Origin of the sequence: Sphingobium fluminis (genome assembly GCF_037723805.1) — a bacterium.
In the GTDB taxonomy this organism is placed as follows: Bacteria; Pseudomonadota; Alphaproteobacteria; order Sphingomonadales; family Sphingomonadaceae; genus Sphingobium.
Genome location: NZ_JBBJUK010000005.1, coordinates 87,910 through 107,526, shown reverse-complemented (window position 1 = coordinate 107,526; position 19,617 = coordinate 87,910). Strand labels below are relative to the sequence as shown.

21 protein-coding genes are annotated in these 19,617 nt (G+C 63.1%); 16 read left to right on the top strand and 5 right to left on the bottom strand.

Going from position 1 to position 19,617, the window contains the following annotated elements; translation table 11 throughout:
- Positions 1-67: 67 nt before the first annotated feature.
- Positions 68-763, top strand: a complete 696-nt coding sequence (locus tag WG907_RS14065; protein ID WP_340233740.1) for a FadR/GntR family transcriptional regulator — start codon at positions 68-70, stop codon at positions 761-763.
- A gap of 128 nt (positions 764-891) precedes the next feature.
- The gene (locus tag WG907_RS14060; RefSeq protein WP_340233738.1) at positions 892-1,467 is read left to right on the top strand and encodes a hypothetical protein; all 576 of its coding nucleotides are present in this window, start codon (positions 892-894) and stop codon (positions 1,465-1,467) included.
- A 19-nt stretch (positions 1,468-1,486) separates the two neighbouring features.
- Here the strand turns inward: WG907_RS14060 and WG907_RS14055 are convergent, their stop codons facing one another.
- Both WG907_RS14055 and WG907_RS14050 read right to left on the bottom strand, forming a co-directional pair.
- Positions 1,487-2,263, bottom strand: a complete 777-nt coding sequence (locus WG907_RS14055; RefSeq protein ID WP_340233736.1) for an enoyl-CoA hydratase-related protein — start codon at positions 2,261-2,263, stop codon at positions 1,487-1,489.
- Positions 2,264-2,334: 71 nt separating this feature from the next.
- Positions 2,335-2,805, bottom strand: a complete 471-nt coding sequence (locus WG907_RS14050; RefSeq protein WP_340233734.1) for an Lrp/AsnC family transcriptional regulator — start codon at positions 2,803-2,805, stop codon at positions 2,335-2,337.
- A gap of 93 nt (positions 2,806-2,898) precedes the next feature.
- Between WG907_RS14050 and phhA the strand changes: the two genes are divergently transcribed.
- The 13 genes from phhA (at position 2,899) to WG907_RS13985 (ending at position 16,861) form a co-directional block, all read left to right on the top strand.
- Positions 2,899-3,762 (top strand): phenylalanine 4-monooxygenase, encoded by an 864-nt coding sequence (phhA, locus tag WG907_RS14045; RefSeq protein WP_340233732.1) that lies wholly within the window; start codon positions 2,899-2,901, stop codon positions 3,760-3,762.
- Positions 3,759-4,799 carry a 4-hydroxyphenylpyruvate dioxygenase gene (hppD, locus tag WG907_RS14040; protein WP_340233730.1) on the top strand — a complete coding sequence of 347 codons (1,041 nt, stop codon included), beginning with the start codon at positions 3,759-3,761 and terminating at the stop codon, positions 4,797-4,799. The genes phhA and hppD overlap by 4 nt, the downstream gene beginning before the upstream one ends.
- 286 nt (positions 4,800-5,085) lie before the next feature.
- Positions 5,086-5,730, top strand: coding sequence for a maleylacetoacetate isomerase (gene maiA, locus WG907_RS14035; RefSeq protein ID WP_340233728.1), 645 nt, complete (start codon positions 5,086-5,088; stop codon positions 5,728-5,730).
- A gap of 69 nt (positions 5,731-5,799) precedes the next feature.
- The gene (locus tag WG907_RS14030) at positions 5,800-6,669 is read left to right on the top strand and encodes a 3-hydroxyacyl-CoA dehydrogenase family protein (protein WP_340233726.1); all 870 of its coding nucleotides are present in this window, start codon (positions 5,800-5,802) and stop codon (positions 6,667-6,669) included.
- Positions 6,670-6,683: 14 nt separating this feature from the next.
- On the top strand, positions 6,684-7,352 hold the full coding sequence (locus WG907_RS14025) for a TetR/AcrR family transcriptional regulator (protein ID WP_340233724.1): 669 nt from the start codon (positions 6,684-6,686) through the stop codon (positions 7,350-7,352).
- A 130-nt stretch (positions 7,353-7,482) separates the two neighbouring features.
- A complete protein-coding gene (locus tag WG907_RS14020; RefSeq protein ID WP_340233722.1) occupies positions 7,483-8,229 on the top strand; it encodes an SDR family oxidoreductase in 747 nt (248 codons plus the stop codon).
- 51 nt (positions 8,230-8,280) lie between these two features.
- Entirely contained in the window at positions 8,281-10,251 is a 1,971-nt protein-coding gene (locus WG907_RS14015) for an oxidoreductase (protein ID WP_340233720.1), read from the top strand.
- Between the two features lie 19 nt (positions 10,252-10,270).
- Positions 10,271-11,221: an SDR family oxidoreductase gene (locus WG907_RS14010; protein WP_340233718.1), complete on the top strand. Its 951-nt coding sequence runs from the start codon at positions 10,271-10,273 to the stop codon at positions 11,219-11,221.
- Between the two features lie 49 nt (positions 11,222-11,270).
- On the top strand, positions 11,271-11,657 hold the full coding sequence (locus tag WG907_RS14005; RefSeq protein ID WP_340233716.1) for an EthD domain-containing protein: 387 nt from the start codon (positions 11,271-11,273) through the stop codon (positions 11,655-11,657).
- Between the two features lie 282 nt (positions 11,658-11,939).
- On the top strand, positions 11,940-14,156 hold the full coding sequence (locus tag WG907_RS14000) for a TonB-dependent receptor (RefSeq protein ID WP_340233714.1): 2,217 nt from the start codon (positions 11,940-11,942) through the stop codon (positions 14,154-14,156).
- Between the two features lie 189 nt (positions 14,157-14,345).
- On the top strand, positions 14,346-15,245 hold the full coding sequence (locus tag WG907_RS13995; protein WP_340233712.1) for an LLM class flavin-dependent oxidoreductase: 900 nt from the start codon (positions 14,346-14,348) through the stop codon (positions 15,243-15,245).
- A gap of 289 nt (positions 15,246-15,534) precedes the next feature.
- Positions 15,535-16,371 carry an alpha/beta fold hydrolase gene (locus tag WG907_RS13990; RefSeq protein ID WP_340233710.1) on the top strand — a complete coding sequence of 279 codons (837 nt, stop codon included), beginning with the start codon at positions 15,535-15,537 and terminating at the stop codon, positions 16,369-16,371.
- Positions 16,372-16,411: 40 nt separating this feature from the next.
- Complete coding sequence (locus tag WG907_RS13985; protein ID WP_340233708.1) at positions 16,412-16,861, top strand: nuclear transport factor 2 family protein; 450 nt, start codon at positions 16,412-16,414, stop codon at positions 16,859-16,861.
- Between the two features lie 83 nt (positions 16,862-16,944).
- Here WG907_RS13985 and WG907_RS13980 read toward each other — a convergent pair whose 3' ends face one another.
- Positions 16,945-17,145: a penicillin acylase family protein gene (locus WG907_RS13980; RefSeq protein ID WP_340233706.1), complete on the bottom strand. Its 201-nt coding sequence runs from the start codon at positions 17,143-17,145 to the stop codon at positions 16,945-16,947.
- A gap of 231 nt (positions 17,146-17,376) precedes the next feature.
- Between WG907_RS13980 and WG907_RS13975 the strand changes: the two genes are divergently transcribed.
- Positions 17,377-18,210 (top strand): SDR family NAD(P)-dependent oxidoreductase, encoded by an 834-nt coding sequence (locus tag WG907_RS13975; RefSeq protein WP_340233704.1) that lies wholly within the window; start codon positions 17,377-17,379, stop codon positions 18,208-18,210.
- 42 nt (positions 18,211-18,252) lie between these two features.
- On the opposite strand, the gene WG907_RS13970 is transcribed toward WG907_RS13975, so the two are convergent.
- Both WG907_RS13970 and WG907_RS13965 read right to left on the bottom strand, forming a co-directional pair.
- Positions 18,253-19,260: a DUF7064 domain-containing protein gene (locus tag WG907_RS13970; protein WP_340233702.1), complete on the bottom strand. Its 1,008-nt coding sequence runs from the start codon at positions 19,258-19,260 to the stop codon at positions 18,253-18,255.
- Between the two features lie 45 nt (positions 19,261-19,305).
- Positions 19,306-19,602, bottom strand: a complete 297-nt coding sequence (locus WG907_RS13965) for a Rieske (2Fe-2S) protein (protein WP_340233700.1) — start codon at positions 19,600-19,602, stop codon at positions 19,306-19,308.
- Between the last annotated feature and the right edge of the window lie 15 nt (positions 19,603-19,617).

Sequence of the window (19,617 nt, the reverse complement as noted above, 5' to 3'; positions counted from 1 at the left end):
CTGAAACAGTGCCCTTCCAGGTGGAAAAAAGGTTATGGCCGTTTTCGAGGATCGATCGAGGAGTATGATGACCGTCCGCAAGCCAAAATCCCGTGAAGGTCTCGTAAAAGCGGCCGTCTCGCAGCTGCGCGACATGATCGTCGCGCAACCGCCCGACACGCAGATCGGGTCCCTGCCGGACCTCGCCAAGATATTGGGTGTCGGCATCGTCACCGTGCAGCAGGCCGCGCGCGTGCTGGAGCATGAGGGGTTGTTACAGGTGCGCCGCGGCCCCGGCGGCGGCTATTATGGCACGCGCCCGGAGGCCGAAGGACTGAGCCGCGCGATATCGGGCTATCTGGCGCTCCATCATTCGGCCCATCCCGAGGCGATGGACATCATCACCCTGCTCGACTGCGAACTGATGGCGGCGGCCGCACGGGTGAAGGACAAGGCATTGCGCGCGAAGCTGACACTGCTTGCCCAGTCCATCGACGATCGCAATACCGCCCGTTCGCGTGCCGAATTCGACCAGGACATGCTCGACATCCTCTATTTGATGGTCGAGCGGCCCTTGATGGAGCTGCTGTCGCGCGCCGCCGTCCACCATTATGCGGAATATCCGCGCGCGCCGGTCTATGGCGGCGCAGACGGCAAGCAGCGCTGGAAGCGCGATAAACGCGCCATCATTTCGGCGATATTGGACAGTGACCCGGAGCGCGCCCGCTTCGAAGCGTTCCGCCGCCGTCGCGAGATCATGAAACGGCTCGACGCCTCGATCTGAATATCGTCTTCTCGGGCGCGCGGGGCAATGATGCCGTTACCGGCAGACTGTCACTGGCGACAAAAATGCATGGTTGCGAGGAAAGGGGATTCCATTTGTGCGCGCCTTGTGCTTGATTCTACCTCGTTATGTTTCACGCCGCTTCGCCCCGTGTTCCGCCCCATGCGATGGTCTCCGCGCTGCTCGACCGGCTGGCGCGATGCAGCACCAGGCCGCGCTATGCGTTCATGCTGCTCAACCTGATCGCAGAGGTGGCGGGGCCGGACGGCAGCGCCGGGCCGCTCATCAGGCGCGGTCGTGCGTTGCTGCCGTTGCGCGACTGGCTGAGCGACGCGCTGACGCCGATGGGCCATCGCGACCCGCGCCGGCGGGCGCTGGCGCAGCGGGTGCGCGACGAGCTGGCGGCGCAGGCCAGGCTGCCGGATGAGGACGCGCAGGCGGCTGCGCTGGTCGAGGACGAGGTGCGGCTTCGGGTGCGCGCTTCGGGCAAGGCCAATCTGAGCCGCGCCGTATCCGAACTGGTCGCCGCCGGCCTCCTGCGTCGCCACTATCAGGGCTATCGTGTCGATCATCACAATCGCGGTGCGCAGCGGCAGGCCGTCTATGTGCTGACCGGCCTGGCACGATCGTTGGTTCAGGCCGAGCCGGCGGAGCCTTCCACCAGAGCCTCGCCGCCCTCGCGCCAGGGCGAACTGGCGCTTTAACTACGATCGAGGCGGGACGTCAGCGGCCCTTCCAGACGCCCGGACGCTTGTCGACGAAGGCGGCCATGCCTTCACCCCGATCTTCGGTGGCGGTCAGGATCTGGAACAAGCGCCGTTCGATCAGGATCGATTGCGACAGGTTTGTTTCGAAGGCGAGGTTCACCGCTTCCTTGTTCACCATCGCGGCCATGGGGGGCATCGCCGCGATCTGGGCTGCGGTCTTGAGCGCCTCGTCGAGCAATTCGGCAGCCGGGATGACGCGCGACACGAGGCTGGCGCGCTCCGCTTCGTCCGCGCCCATCATGCGGCCGGTCAGGCACATTTCCATCGCCTTGGCCTTGCCGACGGCGCGGGTCAGGCGTTGAGACCCGCCCATGCCGGGGGCGACGCCGAGCTTGATTTCGGGCTGGCCGAACTTGGCGGTGTCGGCGGCGAGGATGAAATCGGCCATCATCGCCAATTCGCACCCCCCGCCAAGCGCAAAGCCCGCCACCGCGGCGATCCACGGCTTGCGGGTCGCCACGACTTTCGACTGCCAGCCGGAAAAGAAATCCTCCAGAAAGAAGTCGGCGGCCTGCTTGTCGGCCATCTGCTTGATATCGGCACCGGCGGCGAACGCCTTTTCGCTGCCGGTCAGCACGGCGCAACGCTGCGACGGGTCGGCATCGTAGCGGGCGAAGGCGTCGGCCAGATCGTCCAGCACCTGGCTGTTGAGCGCATTGAGCGCCTGTGGCCGGTTGAGCGTGATGAGCGTCACGGCGTCGCGCTGTTCGACGATGATGGTTTCGTAGGCCATAAAACTCTCCCGTTCGCGCCTTGCACTGATCACAGCGCCATAGGCGGCGGTCTCGCCGAAGGAAAGACGAGTCAGATCGGAATGGCGGTGGTATATTTCGTCATCGACAGCGCGAAGTGCGAGGCCGCGCCGGCTACCGATGGATGGCCAAGCAGCCGGTTCATGAGAAAGCGGTTATAGTCGGCGACGTCCGCTACCATCACGCGGAGCAGATAATCCCACTCGCCGGACATGGAGAAACATTCGACGATCTCGGGCTGGCCGTCGACAAATTGCTCGAAGGCGCTGCGGGCGTCACGCGCATGGCTGCGCATGCGGATGTTGCACAGGACATTGACACCCTTGCCGAGCGCGGCGGCATCCACCAGCCGCACGGTGCCGCCGAGGATGCCGGCCGTTTCCAGCGCCCTGATCCGCCGCCAGCAGGATGCGGCCGATGCGCCTACCTTTTCGGCGAGGTCCTGATGGCTGATGCCCGCATCCAATTGCAGCATCGAGATGATGCGGCGGTCGAGATCGTCAATCTGTCGATCCTGTTTCATATGGTTTCCAGTAGCGATCAGACTGTTTCGTTTATAGCCCGATAACTGCACATATTGAAACGGAATTTCGCGCGTGTCGTGCGATACTGACTTATGGCCAGCCTGACATCACCCCGACCCGACCACGCGGCCGCCGACTGGAGCGTCGCGCAGGACTGGGCATCCTATTCGGCGCAGGATCATGCGACCTGGGACCGGCTGTTCGAGCGCCAGACAAAGATGCTGCGGGATCGCGCCGCGCCCGAATTTCTCGATGGCCTCGACATGCTGCGCCTGACGAAGCCCGGCATCCCCGATTTCGCCGAACTTTCCGAGCGGCTGATGCAGCGCACGGGCTGGCAGGTGGTCGCCGTGCCCGGCCTCGTCCCCGACCGCGTCTTTTTCGAGCATCTGGCCAATCGCCGCTTTGTCGCCGGCCGCTTCATCCGGTCGCCCGACCAGAGCGACTATCTGGCCGAACCCGATGTCTTTCATGACGTGTTCGGCCATGTGCCGCTGCTCGCCGACCCGTTGTTCGCCGACTATATGCAGGCCTATGGCGAGGGGGGCCTGCGCGCCGACGGCCTGGGGGCGATCGACCGGCTCGCGCGGCTTTACTGGTATACGGTGGAGTTCGGTCTGATCCGGCGGGGCGGGGACATGAAGCTCTATGGCGCGGGTATCCTGTCCTCCTATGGCGAGTCCGTGTTCGCGCTGGACGATCCGTCCCCCAACCGCATCGGCTTTGACCTTAATCGGCTGATGCGCACCCGCTACCGGATCGACGATTATCAACAGAGCTATTTCGTCATCGGCAGTTTCGAGGATCTGTTGCGCGCGACGGTCGAGACCGACTTCGCGCCGCTTTATCGCGCGCTCGACGGGCAGGAGGATCTGGAGCCTGATGCGGTGCTGCCGGAGGATCGGGTCTATTCGCGCGGCACGCAGGACCATGTTTCAGGAGTTGAAAGCAAATGATCGACAGTTCCAATCCGCTGGGCCTCAACGGTTTCGAATTCGTCGAATTCACCTCGCCCGAACCGGATGCGATGGCGGCGCAGCTGGAGCAGCTCGGCTTTGTGGCGACGCACCGGCATCCGGCCAAGAACATCACCCGCTATAAGCAGGGTCGCATCAACCTGATGCTCAATCGCGACGATGCCGGGCGCGTCGCCGCCTTTCGCGGCGACCATGGCCCGTCTGCGAGCGCCATGGCTTTTCGCGTCGCCGATCCGCACGCCGCCATGGCCTGGGCGCTGGCGCATGGCGCGAAGCCGACCGACGAGGACGATACCGTCATTCAGGGGATCGGCGGCTCCTATCTCTATTTCGTGCAGGATGGCGTGGACCTCTATGCCGACTGGGCGGCCTTCCCCGGCTGGCGCGAGGCGGAGGCGGCGAACACTGTCGGTCTCGATCTGCTCGACCATCTGACCCATAATGTCCGGCGCGGCCAGATGCGGGTGTGGAGCGAATTTTACCGGACGCTTTTCGGGTTCGAGGAGCAGAGATATTTCGATATCAAGGGCCAGGCGACCGGCCTGTTCAGCCAGGCGATGATCGCGCCCGACCGGGCGATCCGTATCCCGCTCAACGAGAGCCAGGACGACCAGAGCCAGATCGAGGAATTCATCCGCCAATATCATGGCGAGGGCATCCAGCATCTCGCGCTCACCACCGCCGATATTTACGCGACGGTCGAAAAGCTGCGCGCGCGGGGCGTGCGGCTGCAGGATACGATCGACACCTATTATGAACTGGTCGACGCCCGCGTGCCCGGCCATGGCGAGGATGTCGAGCGGCTGAAGCGCAACCGCATTCTGATCGATGGCAGCGTGCAATCCGGCGAGGGCATATTGCTCCAGATCTTTACCGAAACGATGTTCGGCCCGATCTTTTTCGAAATCATCCAGCGTAAGGGCAATGACGGCTTTGGCATCGGCAATTTTCAGGCCCTGTTCGAAAGTATCGAGCTCGATCAGATCAGGCGCGGCGTCGTCAGGACGGACGGGTAGATATGGCGATTGCGCAGTCATGCGGCGAAGCGATGGCGGACGCTCTCGGTCGGGCGCCATTCGCCGCAGAGCGCGCCCTCTTGCTTGAATTAAGCCCCGTCACGTATATTACTGGACGATCAACCAGATGGTCGTGCATCATGCTCCCAATGGCGGCGATCTCAATCCAGGCGGTCTGGGCCCCTCGGGACGATGGCGACGGACTGATCCGGCGCGCACGCGTCAGCGCGACAGGCTTCCCGTCGATCGGGTTTGGCGAATACAGCGCCTGCATTATGCCCGCATTATGAGCGTGCCCGTTCTTCACGGCTATTGGCGCTCCTCCGCTGTTTATCGCGTGCGGATTGCGCTTGGCCTCAAAGCAGTCGCCTTCGACCAGGTCGCGCATGATCTGCTGGCCGGCGAACAGCGAGATCCGGCCTACCGCGCCATTGCGCCTCACGGGTTGGTGCCTGCGCTGGAGGTGGACGGCGCTGTCCTGATCGAAAGCCCCGCCATCCTCGAATGGATCGACCAGCGCTGGCCGGCACCCTCCCTGCTTCCGGCCGATCCGCTGGCGGCGGCGACCGTCCGGGCGATGGCAGCGCTGATCGCCTGCGATATCCATCCGATCAACAATCTGCGCGTGCTCAAGGCGTTGAAGCATGATCTGCACGCGACCGGCGAACAGATCGAGGCTTGGACCCATCGCTGGATCGGCGAAGGGTTCGCCGCGCTCGACTCGATGATCGAGGCCCATGGGGGGACTCATGCCTTTGGCGACGGGGTGACCCTCGCCGACTGCTACCTCGTGCCGCAATTATACAATGCCCGCCGCTCCGGCCTCGATCTGTCGCCCTATCCTCATCTGGTCGAGGCGGGGGAGGCGGCCGAGCGCCTGCCCGCTGTCGCCGCGGCGCATCCTGATCGCCAACCGGGTGCCAATCCCTGATGCAGTGAGGCGTCGGACCTGCTACCGGACTGGAATCAACAAGGTCCGGCAACGGGAACGGGGGCAAAGATGGAGCATGTGGGCGTGATCGGCGCCGGACAGATGGGCGCGGGCATCGCGCAGGTCGCGGCGCTGGCGGGGCTTAGGGTCAGCCTGTCCGACATCTCGATCGAGGCGGCGGAAAGGGGCAAGGCCGGTATTGCCGCCATCCTCGACAAGCAGGTCGGGCGCGGCAAGCTGGACGCAGCGCAGCGCGACGCGGCCATCGGCCTGATCGAGCCGGTTGCCGACCTGTCCGCCATGGCATCGGCGCAGATCGTCATCGAGGCCGCGACCGAGCAAGAACCGGTCAAGCGCAAGATCTTCGCGCAGCTGAGCGAAGCGGTCGGCAAGGACGTGGTGCTGGCCACCAACACATCGTCCATCGCCATCACCCGTCTCGCGCAGTCGGTGGCCGAACCCACGCGCTTCATCGGCATGCATTTCTTCAATCCCGTGCCGCTGATGCCGCTGCTCGAACTGATCCGCGGCCTTGCGACCTGTGACTCCGCCGTGGCGACCGCGCGGGCCTTTGGCGAGCGCATTGGCAAGCAGATCATCGTCGCGGCCGACAGCCCCGGCTTCGTCGTCAACCGCATACTGCTGCCGCTGCTGAACGAAGCCTGTTTCGCGGTGAGCGAACGGCTCGCCTCGATCCAGGATATCGACACCGGCATCAAGCTGGGTCTGGGGCATCCCATGGGACCGCTGACGCTGGCCGATCTCATCGGGCTCGACACCGTGGTCGAGATATTGCGCGTGTTCCAGAGCGATTTCGGCGATCCCAAATATCGCCCCGCGCCCATCCTGCTCAAAATGGTCGAGGCTGGCTGGCTTGGCCGCAAGAGCGGCAAGGGCTTTTACGACTATTCCGGCGCCGCGCCGGTGCCGTCTTTCTGAAATCGGCGGATAGCATGAGCCAAGCAAAGGAGACCCGACGCCGGAAAAGCGTCGAGGCGCAGACCGCGCCCAACCGCGCCACGGCGACGATCGAGGCGATCATCGAGGCGGCCGAGCGGCTGTGGGGCGCGCATGGCATCGAGGGGGCGTCCCTGCGGGAGATCAGCATCGCTGCCGGTTCCGCCAACAAATCGTCGATCGGCTATCATTTCGGCGACAAGCAAGGCCTTATCCGCGCGATTTTCGAGGCGCGCATTCCTGCGCTGGAAGACCGTCGTCGGCCCCTTCTCGCCGCAGCCGAGGCGGAGGGCAAACTGGATGATCCCATAACTCTCCTGCGGATCGCGTTCCTGCCGGTGTTCGAGGAAGTCGACCGTCATGGTCGGCACAGTTTCGCTGCCTTTCTGCGTGCGATCAACCGCTTTGCGCAATGGGACGGCAGGACCGGGATTCAGCAGCTCGCGCCGCTTGCGTCTGCGGCGTTCAATATACTGAGGCAGAAGGTCAGTCACATGCCGCAGGATCTGGTCGAGGCGCGGCTGCGGCTGGCCAACGAAATCTGTTACGGAGCGATCACCGATCAGGACGATAATCCGCCCGCCACCGGCCCCGACCCCGTCCTGGCGACCAAGATGTTCGAGGATGCGCTGGCGGCGTCCGCGCATCTGATGCTGCTGGGGTAGCAGAGCGCGCCTTTTTTGCACGTTGACTCATGTCTTGCCTCGCCCTAAATCGCCTTAGGGCAAATGCCTTAAATGAATCGGACAGAAGCCGTTGGACGGCCGGCCAGTTGGGCATTGCGGTGGAGAGGTTATGAGCGAGTTGAACGGGAAGTGCGCGCTGGTGACCGGCGGAACGCGGGGCATCGGCAAGGCCATCGTATTCGCATTGGCCGCCAAGGGCGCCGATGTGGCGTTCAGCTATCATTCCTCGCAGACGCAGGCCGATGCGATCGTCGCGGAGCTGGAGCAGCTGGGCGTGCGCGGCAAGGCCATCCGTTCGGATCAAGGGGACCCGGCCGCAGCGCAACGGCTGATTGACGCCGTCATCGAAGCCTTCGGACGGCTCGACATCCTGGTCAACAATGCCGGCATCGCGAATTTGGGACGCCTGGGCGAAGGCCATGATTATGCGCCGCTCGATCAGGTCTGGGCCGTCAATACGATGGGCGTGGTCGCCACCATCCGGGCAGCAGCGCACGTCCTGGCGGACGACGGCCGCATCATCACCATCGGATCGGTCAGCGGAAGCAAATCCAGCGCGCCCGGTTCGGCGGACTATTGCGGTTCCAAGGCGGCGCTGGCGGGCTATACGCGCGGCGCGGCGCATGATCTCGCCCCGCGCAGGATCACCGCCAATATCATCGAATCGGGCATGATGAGTTCGGACATGGCGCTCGCCATGGCGCCGGAGGCTCAGGCCCGGATCAAGGCGGGCATTCCACTCGGGCGATATGGGGAGATGAGCGAGATAAGCGGTCTGGTCACGTTCCTCGTCAGCCCGGAAGCCGCCTATATCACAGGCGCGACATTGACGATCGACGGTGGCTTTTCAGCCTAGATGCTCCGCGCCCGGGGGGCCGGACAAACACAAAGAATGACGGAGTTAAGGGTGGCTTATACCCATGTCGACAAGCCGATCCGGCTTGGCAATATTGAGGTCAAGAACCGGACGTTCCGGCCAGCGCATGGCACCGGCATCGGCCGGGGCATGATGACCGAGGCGCTGATCGCCTATCATGAAGAACGGGCGCGCGGCGGCATCGGCCTCATCATCAACGAGATCGGGTCGGTCCACCCGACGACGGCGTTCAACCTCGATATCTTCAAGCCCGAGATCGAGGACGGGATGCGCGAATTCGCAAGTCGCGTCAAAAGCCATGGGACGCGGCTGTTCCAGCAATTGTGGCATGCGGGGGCGGCCTTCAATCCGCAGGACGGTTCGCCGCCCTGGAGCGCGTCGGACATCCCCAATGTCGCGAACGGCGTGGTTCCCACACCGATGACCAAGGGCATGATCGACGAGATTATCGGCGGCTATACCGAATGCGCGATCCGCATGGAGCAATATGGGCTGGACGGCGTCGATATCCATGGCGCGCATGGCTATTTGCCGGCCCAGTTTTTCTCGCCCAACAGCAACAAGCGCGACGATGACTATGGCGGCAGCTTCGAGAACCGCGCCCGCTTCATCATGGAACTGATGCGCGCGATCCGGGGGGCCGTGTCGAAAAACTTCGTCGTCGGCATCCGCGTCGGCACCGATCTGATCGAGAATGGTCTGAGCATCGACGATTATCTGAAGCTCACGCACATGCTCGAGGCCGAGAAGCTGATCGATTATGTGAACCTGTCGGTGGGCAGTTATAATCGCAACGACAAGATGATCGGCGGCATGAACGAGCCCGCCGGTTATGAACTGCCGACCAGCGTTCCGATCACCCATCATGTCAGTCTGCCGACTCTGGTCACGGGTCGGTTCAGGACGCTGGAGGAATGCGATCAGGTCATCCGCGCGGGCGACGCCGACATGGTCGGTCTGGTCCGGGCGACGATCGCCGATCCCGAACTGGTGGCCAAGAGCCTCGCGGGTCAGGCCGATCGCGTTCGCCCCTGCATCGCGTGCAATCAGGCCTGCACCGCCAACCAGATGTTCGGCATTCCGATCGAATGCGCGGTCAATTCGGGCGCAGGGCATGAACTGGAGCGTGGCGACCATTGGCTGCAGGCCGTCGCCCAACCGCGCAAGGTCGTCGTCATCGGCGGCGGTCCGGCGGGGCTGGAAGCGGCCCGCGTCGCGGCGTTGCGCGGTCATCAGGTGACGCTGATGGAAGCCAATTCCCATCTCGGCGGAGCGATGCGCGCGGCGGCCAAGCCGCCTACGCGGCACCAGCTGATCGATATCGTCACCTGGCTGGAAGAAGAAGTGTACCGCCTGGGTGTCGATGTCCAGCTGAGCACCTATGTCGACGCCGACGACGTGCTGGCCACCGGCGCCGATGCGGTGATCGTGGCGACCGGATCGATGGAGCGGATGGACGGTGTCCAGATTTCGCACCCCGGCGAGCCGATCAGCGGCACGGACCGGCGCGGTGTGATATCGGCGACGGAATTATTACTGATGACCCCGGCCAATCTGGGACGCACCGCCGTGATCATCGACGATGTCGGTCATTATGAAGGGCTGGGCTGCGCGGAGTTCCTGATCAATCAGGGGCTGGACGTCACCTTTGTGACGCCCAAGCGCGAACTCGCGCCCCACATCTGGCCGACGCTCATGCTCGACCCGTTCCTGCAGCGGATGCAGGGCAAGCCGTTTCGCTATATGGACCGCACGAGGGGCATTGCCATCGAGGAAGGGCAGGTCGTCGTCGGCCCCGCCCATCTTCAGGGGACGCTTGCAGATTCGACCGTGCTGGCAGCCGACACGGTGGTGCTGGTGTCGAACAATCGCCAGATCCGCGATGTCTTCGACGGCCTGCGCGATCGGGTGGCCGATCTTCACATCGTCGGCGACGCCAATTCGCCGCGCTATCTCCAAAACGCAATTCGCGAGGGACATCTCGCCGGCGCCGCAGTCTGACCAATCAGGAGGAACGATAATGACCGATCAAAAGACAGTAGCCGTTCTGTGTGCCAGCAGCCGCATGGGCCAGGCGCAGGTGCGCGAACTGCTCGCCAAGGGGCATGCGCCGCGCGCGATCACGCGCAGCGGCGATATCTTCAAGCAGGACGAGTTCAAGGGCACCACCGTGGTGGGCGCGGACTTCGCCGATGTCGATGCGCTCGCGGCGGCCTTTGCCGGTGTAGATGCGGTTTTCAGCGCCATTCCGTCGCTGGCGGGCGACAAGTCCGGGCAATATGCGCAGAATCTGGTCGATGCCGCAAAGAAGGCGGGCGTGCGCCGGATCGTGCATAATTCGATGATGTGGGCGCCCGACGAACCGTGCGGCGAATATTATTATGACGGCATTCTGGCGCTCGAAAACATTGTCGCGGGCTCGGGCCTCGACGTTACGATCATCCGCCCTGTGCTGTTCATGGACAATATGCTGACGCGGTTCGCCAAGCCCAATCTCGTCAACCATGGCCTCTACAAATATTGCCAGCGTCCGGGCATGCTGGCCAACTGGATCGCCATGGACGATGTCGCGAAATTCGTGATGGCGGTGCTGACCCGCGACGACCTGATCGGCCGGCGCATCGCGGTCGGCGGTCCCGAAACCCTGCCGGTCGAGGAAGTGGTCGAGATCCTGTCCGAGGCGATCGGGCGTCCGATCACCTATCAATATGAAGATCCCTATGCATGGGGCGCGCGGGTCCATGGGGAAGTCGGGCTGGAAGCGCTGATGCCGCGCGACGTCTATGCCGACGCGATGGGCAGCTTCTACACGTTCAACAACGAATCGCCCCTGCGCCCGTTCGAGGTCGACGCCAAGGCCTTGCTCGCGGAAATCCCCGTTCCCCTGATCACGCTGCGCGAATGGGCAGCCAAGCAGGACTGGTCGCATGACGCCGAAGAGGGCGCGGCCGTGGGATCGCTTTCCGGCTGAGCGGCCAGCCCGCTGCTCGCCGCCTGCATTCGAATATAAGGAAATCATCATGAAGAAAATGATGCTGTTCATCAAAAAGAAGGAAGGCATGTCCTTCGAGGACTTCCGGGACCATTATGAAAATGTCCATGTCCCGCTGGTCGGGGAGCGCATCGCGCACCTGATAAAGGATTTCCGCCGCTATTATCCGCAGAATCTCAACAATCTCTATCATGGCCGGGCCGATGCGGATGCCGGACGTGAAACGGGAACGCATTATGACGCCGTCGCTATCTACACGATCCGCGACGAACAGGCGCTGGAAGAGCTGATCCGTATCGGTCAGGACCCGGAGTTTCTGCGGATCATCACGGAAGATGAAGAGCGTTTCTGCGACCGTGCGGCCACGGTCGAGGGGGTCGCGGATGAATTTTTCGGACCGGGCCTCAACGGATAGGATTGAGGGCGGTTGCGATCCGACTGCATCGGATCGCCGCTCCGGATTTTTGTTTTTACGCGATTGGGCTGCGCCGGCTTTCGGCGCCGCGCCATCAGATGAGTCCGTCTGATGGGAAATCGCCACAAGATGCTGGCGACTATAGGGGCCGCGCCAGTGGCCCCTGCCAGAACCGAGACAGGCGAGATCGTCCCGTGCAAGGGAGGCAGCCTCGGTGGAGAGGACAGGTCGGCGCCGTGCGCGGCGTCGGGACAAGAACCACGTAAAAGGGACGTCATTGACATGAAATTCAAGACCGCATTGTGGTGCGGCGTATCCGGGCTGCTCTATTCGGCAGCGCCCGCTTACGCACAGGACGCGCCGGCAGCCGATGCCGCACCAGTCACCGGCGACATCATCGTCACCGCGCAGCGCCGTTCCGAGCGTCTTCAGGACGTCCCGCTCGCGATCACCGCCGTTTCGCCCGAAGCCGCGACCCAGCTTGGCCTGCGCAACATGCGCGATATCCAGCTCGCCATGCCCGGCACCGATTTCACCGCCGCCAGCGGCTTCCTGTCGCTGTTCATCCGCGGCATCGGCATTCAATATTCGACCCCCGGTCTTGAATCGCCGGTCGCGATCTATCTCGACGGCGCCTATATCCCGCGCGCGGGCGGCGTGAACTCGCTGCTCGATCTGGTCGATCCCGGCACGATCGAAGTGCTGCGCGGTCCCCAGGGCACGCTGTACGGCCGCAACGCCACCGGCGGCGTCGTGCGCATCAACAGCGCAGCCCCCACGAACAAGCTGGAAGGCCGCGTGCTGGCCGAATATGGCCGTTTCGACCATAAGCAGTTCGACGGCATGCTGAACGTGCCGGTTTCTGACACGCTGGCCGTCCGCGTGGCCGGGCGTTACAAGAAGGAAGACGGCTACGTCACCAATGTCGACGGCACGAAGCTGGCCGCGCAGAATAATTACACCGTGCGTGGCCGTTTCAAATGGGACCCGAGCGATGTATTCAGCCTGACGGGTGGCGTAGAGTGGCAGCGCAGCAAGGCGCGCAACTATAATGACGCGCTCCAGTTTGGCGCGCCGACCTGTTTCGTGTGCCAGTCGACCGGCGAAACCCCTCCGGGCTTCTACAAGGCGATCCAGACCGACACCGGCCCTTATTATAACCGGATGTTCCGGGCCGACCTGCGCGCCAGCCTGGAACTGGGCGATTTCGACCTGAGCAGCACGACCACCTATTTCACCAACTACAGCGAACAGTTCGCCGACAATGATTTCGTGTCGTCGAACAGGTTCATTTTCGCGGTGCCGCGTAACGGCGGCAAATCCTATTCGCAGGAATTCCAGGCCACATCTAACCTGGAAGGCCCGTTCAATTATCTGTTCGGCGTCAACTATTTCTTCGACAAGAGCTTCCTCGACATATCGCTGACGGGAAGCGACTATGACTTCGCGCAGACGTTCGCAGGTTCCTACCCTCGCAACAATGCCAACGTCACGACGCAGTCCGTCTCGGCATTCGTCGAGGGCACCTACAAGGTGACGGACCAGGTCAAGGTCACTCTTGGCGGTCGCTATACCTATGACGAGCGCGATCTGTCGGTGACCAACAGCACGGGATTCCAGCTGTTCGGCGCGCCTGCGGCATTTACCGACTCGGCTTCGTTCCGCGCCTTCACGCCGCGTTTCGTGCTGGCGTGGGATAATGGCCCGATGAACCTGTATTACAGCTTCACGCGCGGCTTCAAGGCGGGCGGCTTTTCTACCCCGGCGCCTTTCCCCGGCAATTCGATCAACCCGGAAAAGGTGTTCAACCACGAAGTCGGCATCAAGAACTCGGCCCTCGGCGGCAAGCTGCGCAGCAGCCTGGCGCTATTCTATTACAAGAACAAGGGCCTGCAGCAGCAGATCATCGATGCGACCGGCGCCGGCACCAGGACGGAGAATGTCGGCGCGGCCGAAGGCTATGGCGCGGAACTCGAGATCAATGGCGATCCGATGCCCGGCCTCGTCATGGGCGCGTCGTTCGCCTATCTGCATGCCAAATATGATAGCTATAAGGGCGCGTCGCAGATCTGCTTCGATCCGACCGGCACGTCCAACGTGAATACGCCGGGCGCGACGCTGTATCCCTGCTCGATCGATCTGTCGGGTACGCGGGTGCCGCATGCGCCACGCCTGATGGCGTCGCTCAACGGCAGCTACACGTTCGACATCGGCAGCTGGAGCGCGAACCTGGCGGGCGTGGCCCAATATCGCTCGCGCTTCCTGTTCTGGCCGGGCGCCGGCGGGCCGCTGGGATATGACCAGGAAAAGGGCTATGTCATCGCCAACTTCTCCGGATTCGTCAGCCCTCCGGGCGAACAGATCCGTCTGGGCTTCTATCTGGATAATGCGTTCGACAAACAATATGCCACCAACCGCACGACCGGCGCGCCCTATGGCGTGAATTTCAATGCGGCCAAGCCACGTACCTACGGCGTTCGCGCCGAGTACCGCTTCTAATGAAAACGGGGCGGTCGATACAGGTAAGTTACTGTATTCATCGCCCCGTTGATTTTTCCATCCGCGCGACATAACTCGATCAAGTTGCGGTCGCCGGCGGACAGATGGCGGTCGCCTCGCGATCCCATCGACCGCATGGATCATCGTTCGATACCAACCGAATTTTTTTCTCATCTATCGGAGCAAGCCATGCCACGTATCGGAGTTCTCCTCAGCCAGCACGCCTATGATCTGGACGGAAAGGCGCTTGCGGCGCTGGCGACCAAGGTCGAAGGACTTGGGTTCGAAAGCGTGTGGCTCCTGGATTCCTTCAGCCGCGATCCGTTTCTCGCCGCGTCCTTCATCCTGGGCAACACGACGACCCTGAAAGTGGGCACCGGCGTAGCCACCGTATTCAGCCGCGACGCCATGGCGGCGACGCAGGCGCGCGAAACCCTGTCCGAATATTATCCCGGCCGCTTCATCATGGGGCTCGGCGCGTCGAACGAATTCATCGTCCAGATGCGTGGCGGGCAGTGGATGCCGCCGGTGCCCAAGATGACCGCCTATCTCGAAGCGATGGAAGCGGTGCAGCTGTCCCACCCCAAACCCGCGGAACTCGCGCCGATTCATCTGGCCGCGCATGCGCCGGGTCTTCAGAATCTGGCGCTCAAACATGGCCAGGGCATCTTCACCTGGATCCTGCCGGTGGAAAATGTCCGTCAGGCGCGCGCTCATGTCGGCCCCGACTTCGAGGTGACCGCCAATTTCCCGGTCATCCTGAACGAGGACCCCGCCGAAGCGCGCCGGATCGCCCGCGCCATGCTGACCTTCTACATTCCCATTCCCTATTATCAGGCCGCCTATACGAAAATCGGTTTTGGCCCTGAAGACTTCGAAAATGGCGGCAGCGACAGGCTGATCGACGCGATCGTCGCCTGGGGTTCGCCTGAAACGATCAAGGCGCGGGTCGATGAATATGCGGCGGCCGGCGCTTCGCGCGTCATCATCAATCCGATCCGCGCGGCGCAAGGCGAGCCGGTCGGTGGCGAGCGCGATGTCAACGCGGACTGGGACGGGCTGGAAAAGCTGACCAACCTGCTCGGCTGAACGAAGCTGGAAAATCGTCACTAAGAACGGGCATCCTTATCGGCGCGACGGGGGCATGGGATCGGCAACGACCATGCGCCGCCCGATCGCGCCGATCGCTTGTCCGGCGCTCCGCGCGACGACGCCGCAATGCGCAGCGGCGGCCTCGCCCTGTCCGGGCCCTGAGACTTTATCCCGCCCGGCGCGCGGGTCATCGCTCGTCAGGGCCGGGATGGTCGTGACCGCTCCACTGCGCTCTTGCGATAATGGCGGCGCTGCTTATCAGGCTGCGTCATCCCCAGGAGATGTCGTGCCAGCTTCCACGCCCTATGAGATCAAGACGAGCGACGGCCTGACCCTGCGGGGGATCGTCGCCGGACCGGCGCAGGGCCGGCAGGTCGTGCTGCTCCACGGCGGTGGCCAGACCCGTCATTCCTGGGCCAAGACCGTAAAGGTTCTGGTGGACAACGGCTATCGCGTGCTGGCTTACGACGCGCGCGGCCATGGCGACAGCGACTGGTCGCCCACCGGCGACTATTCTATCCCGACCCTTTCCAACGACCTGCTCACCATATTGGCGGCGCTGGACCAGCCAGCGGCGCTGATCGGCGCGTCGATGGGCGGGCTGACGGCCTTTCATACGGTCGGGACCGAGTCCGGGCCTGTCGCGCAGGCGCTGATCATGGTCGACATCACGTTGCAACCCGCCGCCGAGGGGGTCGAGAAGATCAACCGGTTCATGACCGCCCATCTCGACGGTTTTGCGAGTCTGGAGGAGGCGGCCGAAGCGGTCGCGGTCTTCAAGCCCAATCCCGCGCGGCGCGCCAATCCGGCCGGGCTTGCGCGCAACCTGCGCAAAAGGGACGACGGGCGGTTCTACTGGCACTGGGACCCGCGCGTATTGGAAGCGACCGGCGAGGGATGGCTGGAGGAACTGCCGCTGCTGAGCCATCGGGTTTCGCTGCCCCTCATGCTGCTGCGCGGGGGGCAGAGCGATATCGTCGACGACAGCAGCGTCGACATGATGATCGAAGCGCTGCCACAGCTTGAAATCATGGACGTCGCCGGTGTCGGCCACATGGTCGTGGGCGACAGCAATGACGCGTTCAACGACGGGTGCCTCGACTTCCTGCGCCGGTGCTTTTGATTCGGCCGAACGATCGCGCGCCCGCGACACGGAGAGAAATATGACGCTCGAAGACCGGATCCAACAGCTCGAGGACATCGAGGCCATCACGCGCCTGAAGACACGGTACACCGAACTGGCCGACAGCAGCGCCGAAAAGCCGCATAGCGGCGCGGAAATGGGCGGGCTTTTCACCGAGGATGCGATATTTCACATCGTACCCACCGGCGCGCCGCCGCTGATCGGGTCGGCCGCGATTGCCGAGCGGTTCGACGACGACTCGCTCTACCCCTATTCCTATCATCTGCTCGGCAACCCGCATATCGAGGTAGACGGCGACAGCGGCAAAGGCCGGTGGCACGTAGCGGTCCTGTTGAACCGGCGCGATGTCGGGTCGATGTGGACCACGGCCTTCTATGAGGATGAATTCGTCCGCACGCCGGATGGGTGGAAGATCAGGAGCCTGCGCTGCACGGCGTCGGCGTTCGCGCCCTTTGGACAGGGGTGGTGAGCGCCCGTATCACGAGCTGAAGCATCGCGCCCCAAATCGGGATCAGATATCGTCCGTTCGGGCTGAGCCGTTCGACTGCCAGCCTATATGCGCAACAGCAGATTGCCGTGGCTTTGCGCCTGCGCATAGCCGTAAAAGCCGCCCTCTTGGGTCTTGGCGTAGATGTGCGGGACACCGAAACTGTCCCACATTATTTCGCCCCCGCCATATTTGGCGCCGGAAGACGCGGCAATGGACGCTGTCTTCACGGTAGAAGCGGCAAGCGCCGCGAGCCAGATCCTCATTCGGCGCATCCCACAGTCTCCCTTCATCGCTGTGTCCGGGCTTTGGCCCCAGCACGATAGGCGTGATCAGGAGCGCGAGCGCTGGTACGTCCTGCGCCGCTTCGCCATCGCCGACGACTCCCGCCACATCATAAAATGACGGTCGGTGCCAAGCAGAGAGGATGGAGACTGGACCCGCGCTATAATAGTGCGCTAGCACATGGTCCGCATGCAAAAAATGGAGAGGTCTAAATGACGAAAGTCCCCCTATCGCCGCAGATGAAGATCGACCTGAGCGGACAGGTCGCGGTCGTGCTCGGCGCATCGGCCGAAGGCGGCACCGGCTGGGACATTGCCGAAACGCTGGCCGCCAATGGCGCAAAGGTCGTGGTCGCGGCGCGCACCCTGCCGGCGCTCGAACGGCTGGCGACGAAGATCGGCGGCACGGCGGTCCGCTGCGACGCGGGGGAGGAAGCCGATATCAAGGCGCTCGCAAAGGCGGTGATCGATACTTACGGGCGACTCGACATAGCGGTCAATTCGGCGGGCCTGCCGGTGATGAGCATGATTTCCGACATGACCATCGAACATCTCGAAACCGCCGCCCGCGTGAATTTCTACGGCGCGACCTTCTTCATCAAATATATGGCGGAGGCGATCGGGCAGGACGGGTCGATCATCTTCATCTCGTCCATGTCGACTACCCATCCGGTTTTTCCGCACATTGCCTATGCCGCGGCCAAATCGGCGGCCGATTGCATCGTGCGCTATGCGGGGATCGAATATGCGGGCCGCAACATCCGGGTGAACTCCATCCTGCCGGGTGCGATCTATTCCGACATGGCCAAGGAAGCCTTCGCCGATCCGACCTACGCCGCGATATTCGAGCGGGAGATCCCTCTTGGCCGCGTCGGCCTGCCGTCGGATTTTTCCAACGCCGTGCTGTGGCTGGCCGGGCCGTCCTACGTCACCGGCCTCAACTTGCAGGTGAATGGCGGCAACCAGCTGACGCGCATGCCGCGACTGGATGAATTGCCGGGCGGCGCGGAGGCGTTCGGATCGGGCAAGCCGCTCGGCGATCGCTGAGCGGGAAGGGGGACCCGCCGCGCTACGGGTCCCCGGCCTGCCTCATGCCTCCGGGGTGATCCGCCCGTTCACGGTCCGCTCGTAACAGCCATAGCCGTCGACCGATCCGTTGAGACGCAGCTTCACCGACTGTTCCAGCAGCACCAGCGTCGGCTCGTCCGTATCGGAGGGGTATACGCCGACATATTGGTCGTTGGGTGAGGTCAGCGAGGAGTAGGAATTGCTGGTATAGGCCAGAGTTTCGATATCGAGCCGGCCATTTTCATAGATGATGCTGAAGGCGATCGGTTCTTCGTCGCGGGTCGCGTCATCGCAGCGCCAGCCCATTTCCAGTCTGGCCTCGAACAGCCTGTCGCCCTCATAGACCACCGCTTCGGAAAACACGACCTTGCCGTCGCCGCGCGTCATCGCGTCGAACAGCAGGAAGCGGATGCCGTTTTCGAAATAGCCCTGATGCCATTGATGGTTGAGCAGGTCCTTATTGTCGCGCGGGCCAAGGCTGTGGTCGCGGTTGGCGATCGTGTCGATGTCGAACCTGTCCTTGCCGACCTGAAGCCAGCCGGTGACCTGGCCGATCTGTTCGATATGGCCCGCCGGCAGGAAGTCCTGAAGCCCGCCGACCTTGTGCATATCCCAAATGCCGGCATCGGATTCGAAGGTCAGCTCGAACGTCATCGGCGTCCGCGATCCTTCGAGCACCAGCCCGTCGCGCATCGACTGGGCCGGCACCCGCCGCACGCCGCCGGCATAGCTGTAGGTCAGCTTGCGACCCGGTTCGATCACGCGGATCGCATAATGCGGCCCGCCGGGTCCTTCCACGGCCGAGCGCGCATTGCCGATCGCGCGATTGCCCACCACCGTGCCGTCGGGCAGGCGGACGTTGGTCGTTTCGCGGAACATGGTCAGGTCTTTGCGCCAGCGGCCAAGATGCAGCCAGAAACCGACGCCTGCCTTGGGATCGTCACCCGCCAGCAGGAAATTCTCGCTCCAGTTAGGGGTTTCGGGAAATGCTCCCTTCCAGGGATAGTCGTCAACGGGGGGCGTGGGCACGCGTCAGTTCCTCTCATCCATTATCATCAAAACCATCATGAAAATTCAAAGGTCGACGACCAGTTCGTCCCCTTCGACCCGCGACTCGAAAAATGTGAGCGCGTTGGCGGTCAGGGGAGACAGCGACTTGCCGTCCTCCAGGCTGAAGCGCGCGCCATGATGCGGGCACATGATGAAATTACCACGCACCCGGCCGCCATCGAGCGACAGGAGTTGATGGGGACATATCTCGTCCATCGCGCGAATGCCGCCGGGGCCACGGCACAGCAACACGCGCTTTCCGTCGATCTCGACGATGCGCGATCCCGTTTCGGGAACATCGGACAGGGGAATGCGGGCCAAACCGGAATCCTCTTT

What these genes read in the sequence shown, in the direction of transcription:
- hppD (WP_340233730.1), top strand. Translation starts at nt 3,759, where the DNA reads ATGATCGACAGTTCCAATCCGCTGGGCCTCAACGGTTTCGAATTCGTC.
- WG907_RS13980 (WP_340233706.1), bottom strand. Translation starts at nt 17,145, where the DNA reads ATGAGGATCTGGCTCGCGGCGCTTGCCGCTTCTACCGTGAAGACAGCG.
- WG907_RS13975 (WP_340233704.1), top strand. Translation starts at nt 17,377, where the DNA reads ATGACGAAAGTCCCCCTATCGCCGCAGATGAAGATCGACCTGAGCGGA.
- WG907_RS13995 (WP_340233712.1), top strand. Translation starts at nt 14,346, where the DNA reads ATGCCACGTATCGGAGTTCTCCTCAGCCAGCACGCCTATGATCTGGAC.
- WG907_RS14060 (WP_340233738.1), top strand. Translation starts at nt 892, where the DNA reads ATGTTTCACGCCGCTTCGCCCCGTGTTCCGCCCCATGCGATGGTCTCC.
- WG907_RS14005 (WP_340233716.1), top strand. Translation starts at nt 11,271, where the DNA reads ATGAAGAAAATGATGCTGTTCATCAAAAAGAAGGAAGGCATGTCCTTC.
- phhA (WP_340233732.1), top strand. Translation starts at nt 2,899, where the DNA reads ATGGCCAGCCTGACATCACCCCGACCCGACCACGCGGCCGCCGACTGG.
- WG907_RS14055 (WP_340233736.1), bottom strand. Translation starts at nt 2,263, where the DNA reads ATGGCCTACGAAACCATCATCGTCGAACAGCGCGACGCCGTGACGCTC.
- maiA (WP_340233728.1), top strand. Translation starts at nt 5,086, where the DNA reads ATGAGCGTGCCCGTTCTTCACGGCTATTGGCGCTCCTCCGCTGTTTAT.
- WG907_RS14000 (WP_340233714.1), top strand. Translation starts at nt 11,940, where the DNA reads ATGAAATTCAAGACCGCATTGTGGTGCGGCGTATCCGGGCTGCTCTAT.
- WG907_RS14025 (WP_340233724.1), top strand. Translation starts at nt 6,684, where the DNA reads ATGAGCCAAGCAAAGGAGACCCGACGCCGGAAAAGCGTCGAGGCGCAG.
- WG907_RS13985 (WP_340233708.1), top strand. Translation starts at nt 16,412, where the DNA reads ATGACGCTCGAAGACCGGATCCAACAGCTCGAGGACATCGAGGCCATC.
- WG907_RS14020 (WP_340233722.1), top strand. Translation starts at nt 7,483, where the DNA reads ATGAGCGAGTTGAACGGGAAGTGCGCGCTGGTGACCGGCGGAACGCGG.
- WG907_RS14030 (WP_340233726.1), top strand. Translation starts at nt 5,800, where the DNA reads ATGGAGCATGTGGGCGTGATCGGCGCCGGACAGATGGGCGCGGGCATC.
- WG907_RS14050 (WP_340233734.1), bottom strand. Translation starts at nt 2,805, where the DNA reads ATGAAACAGGATCGACAGATTGACGATCTCGACCGCCGCATCATCTCG.
- WG907_RS14010 (WP_340233718.1), top strand. Translation starts at nt 10,271, where the DNA reads ATGACCGATCAAAAGACAGTAGCCGTTCTGTGTGCCAGCAGCCGCATG.
- WG907_RS14065 (WP_340233740.1), top strand. Translation starts at nt 68, where the DNA reads ATGACCGTCCGCAAGCCAAAATCCCGTGAAGGTCTCGTAAAAGCGGCC.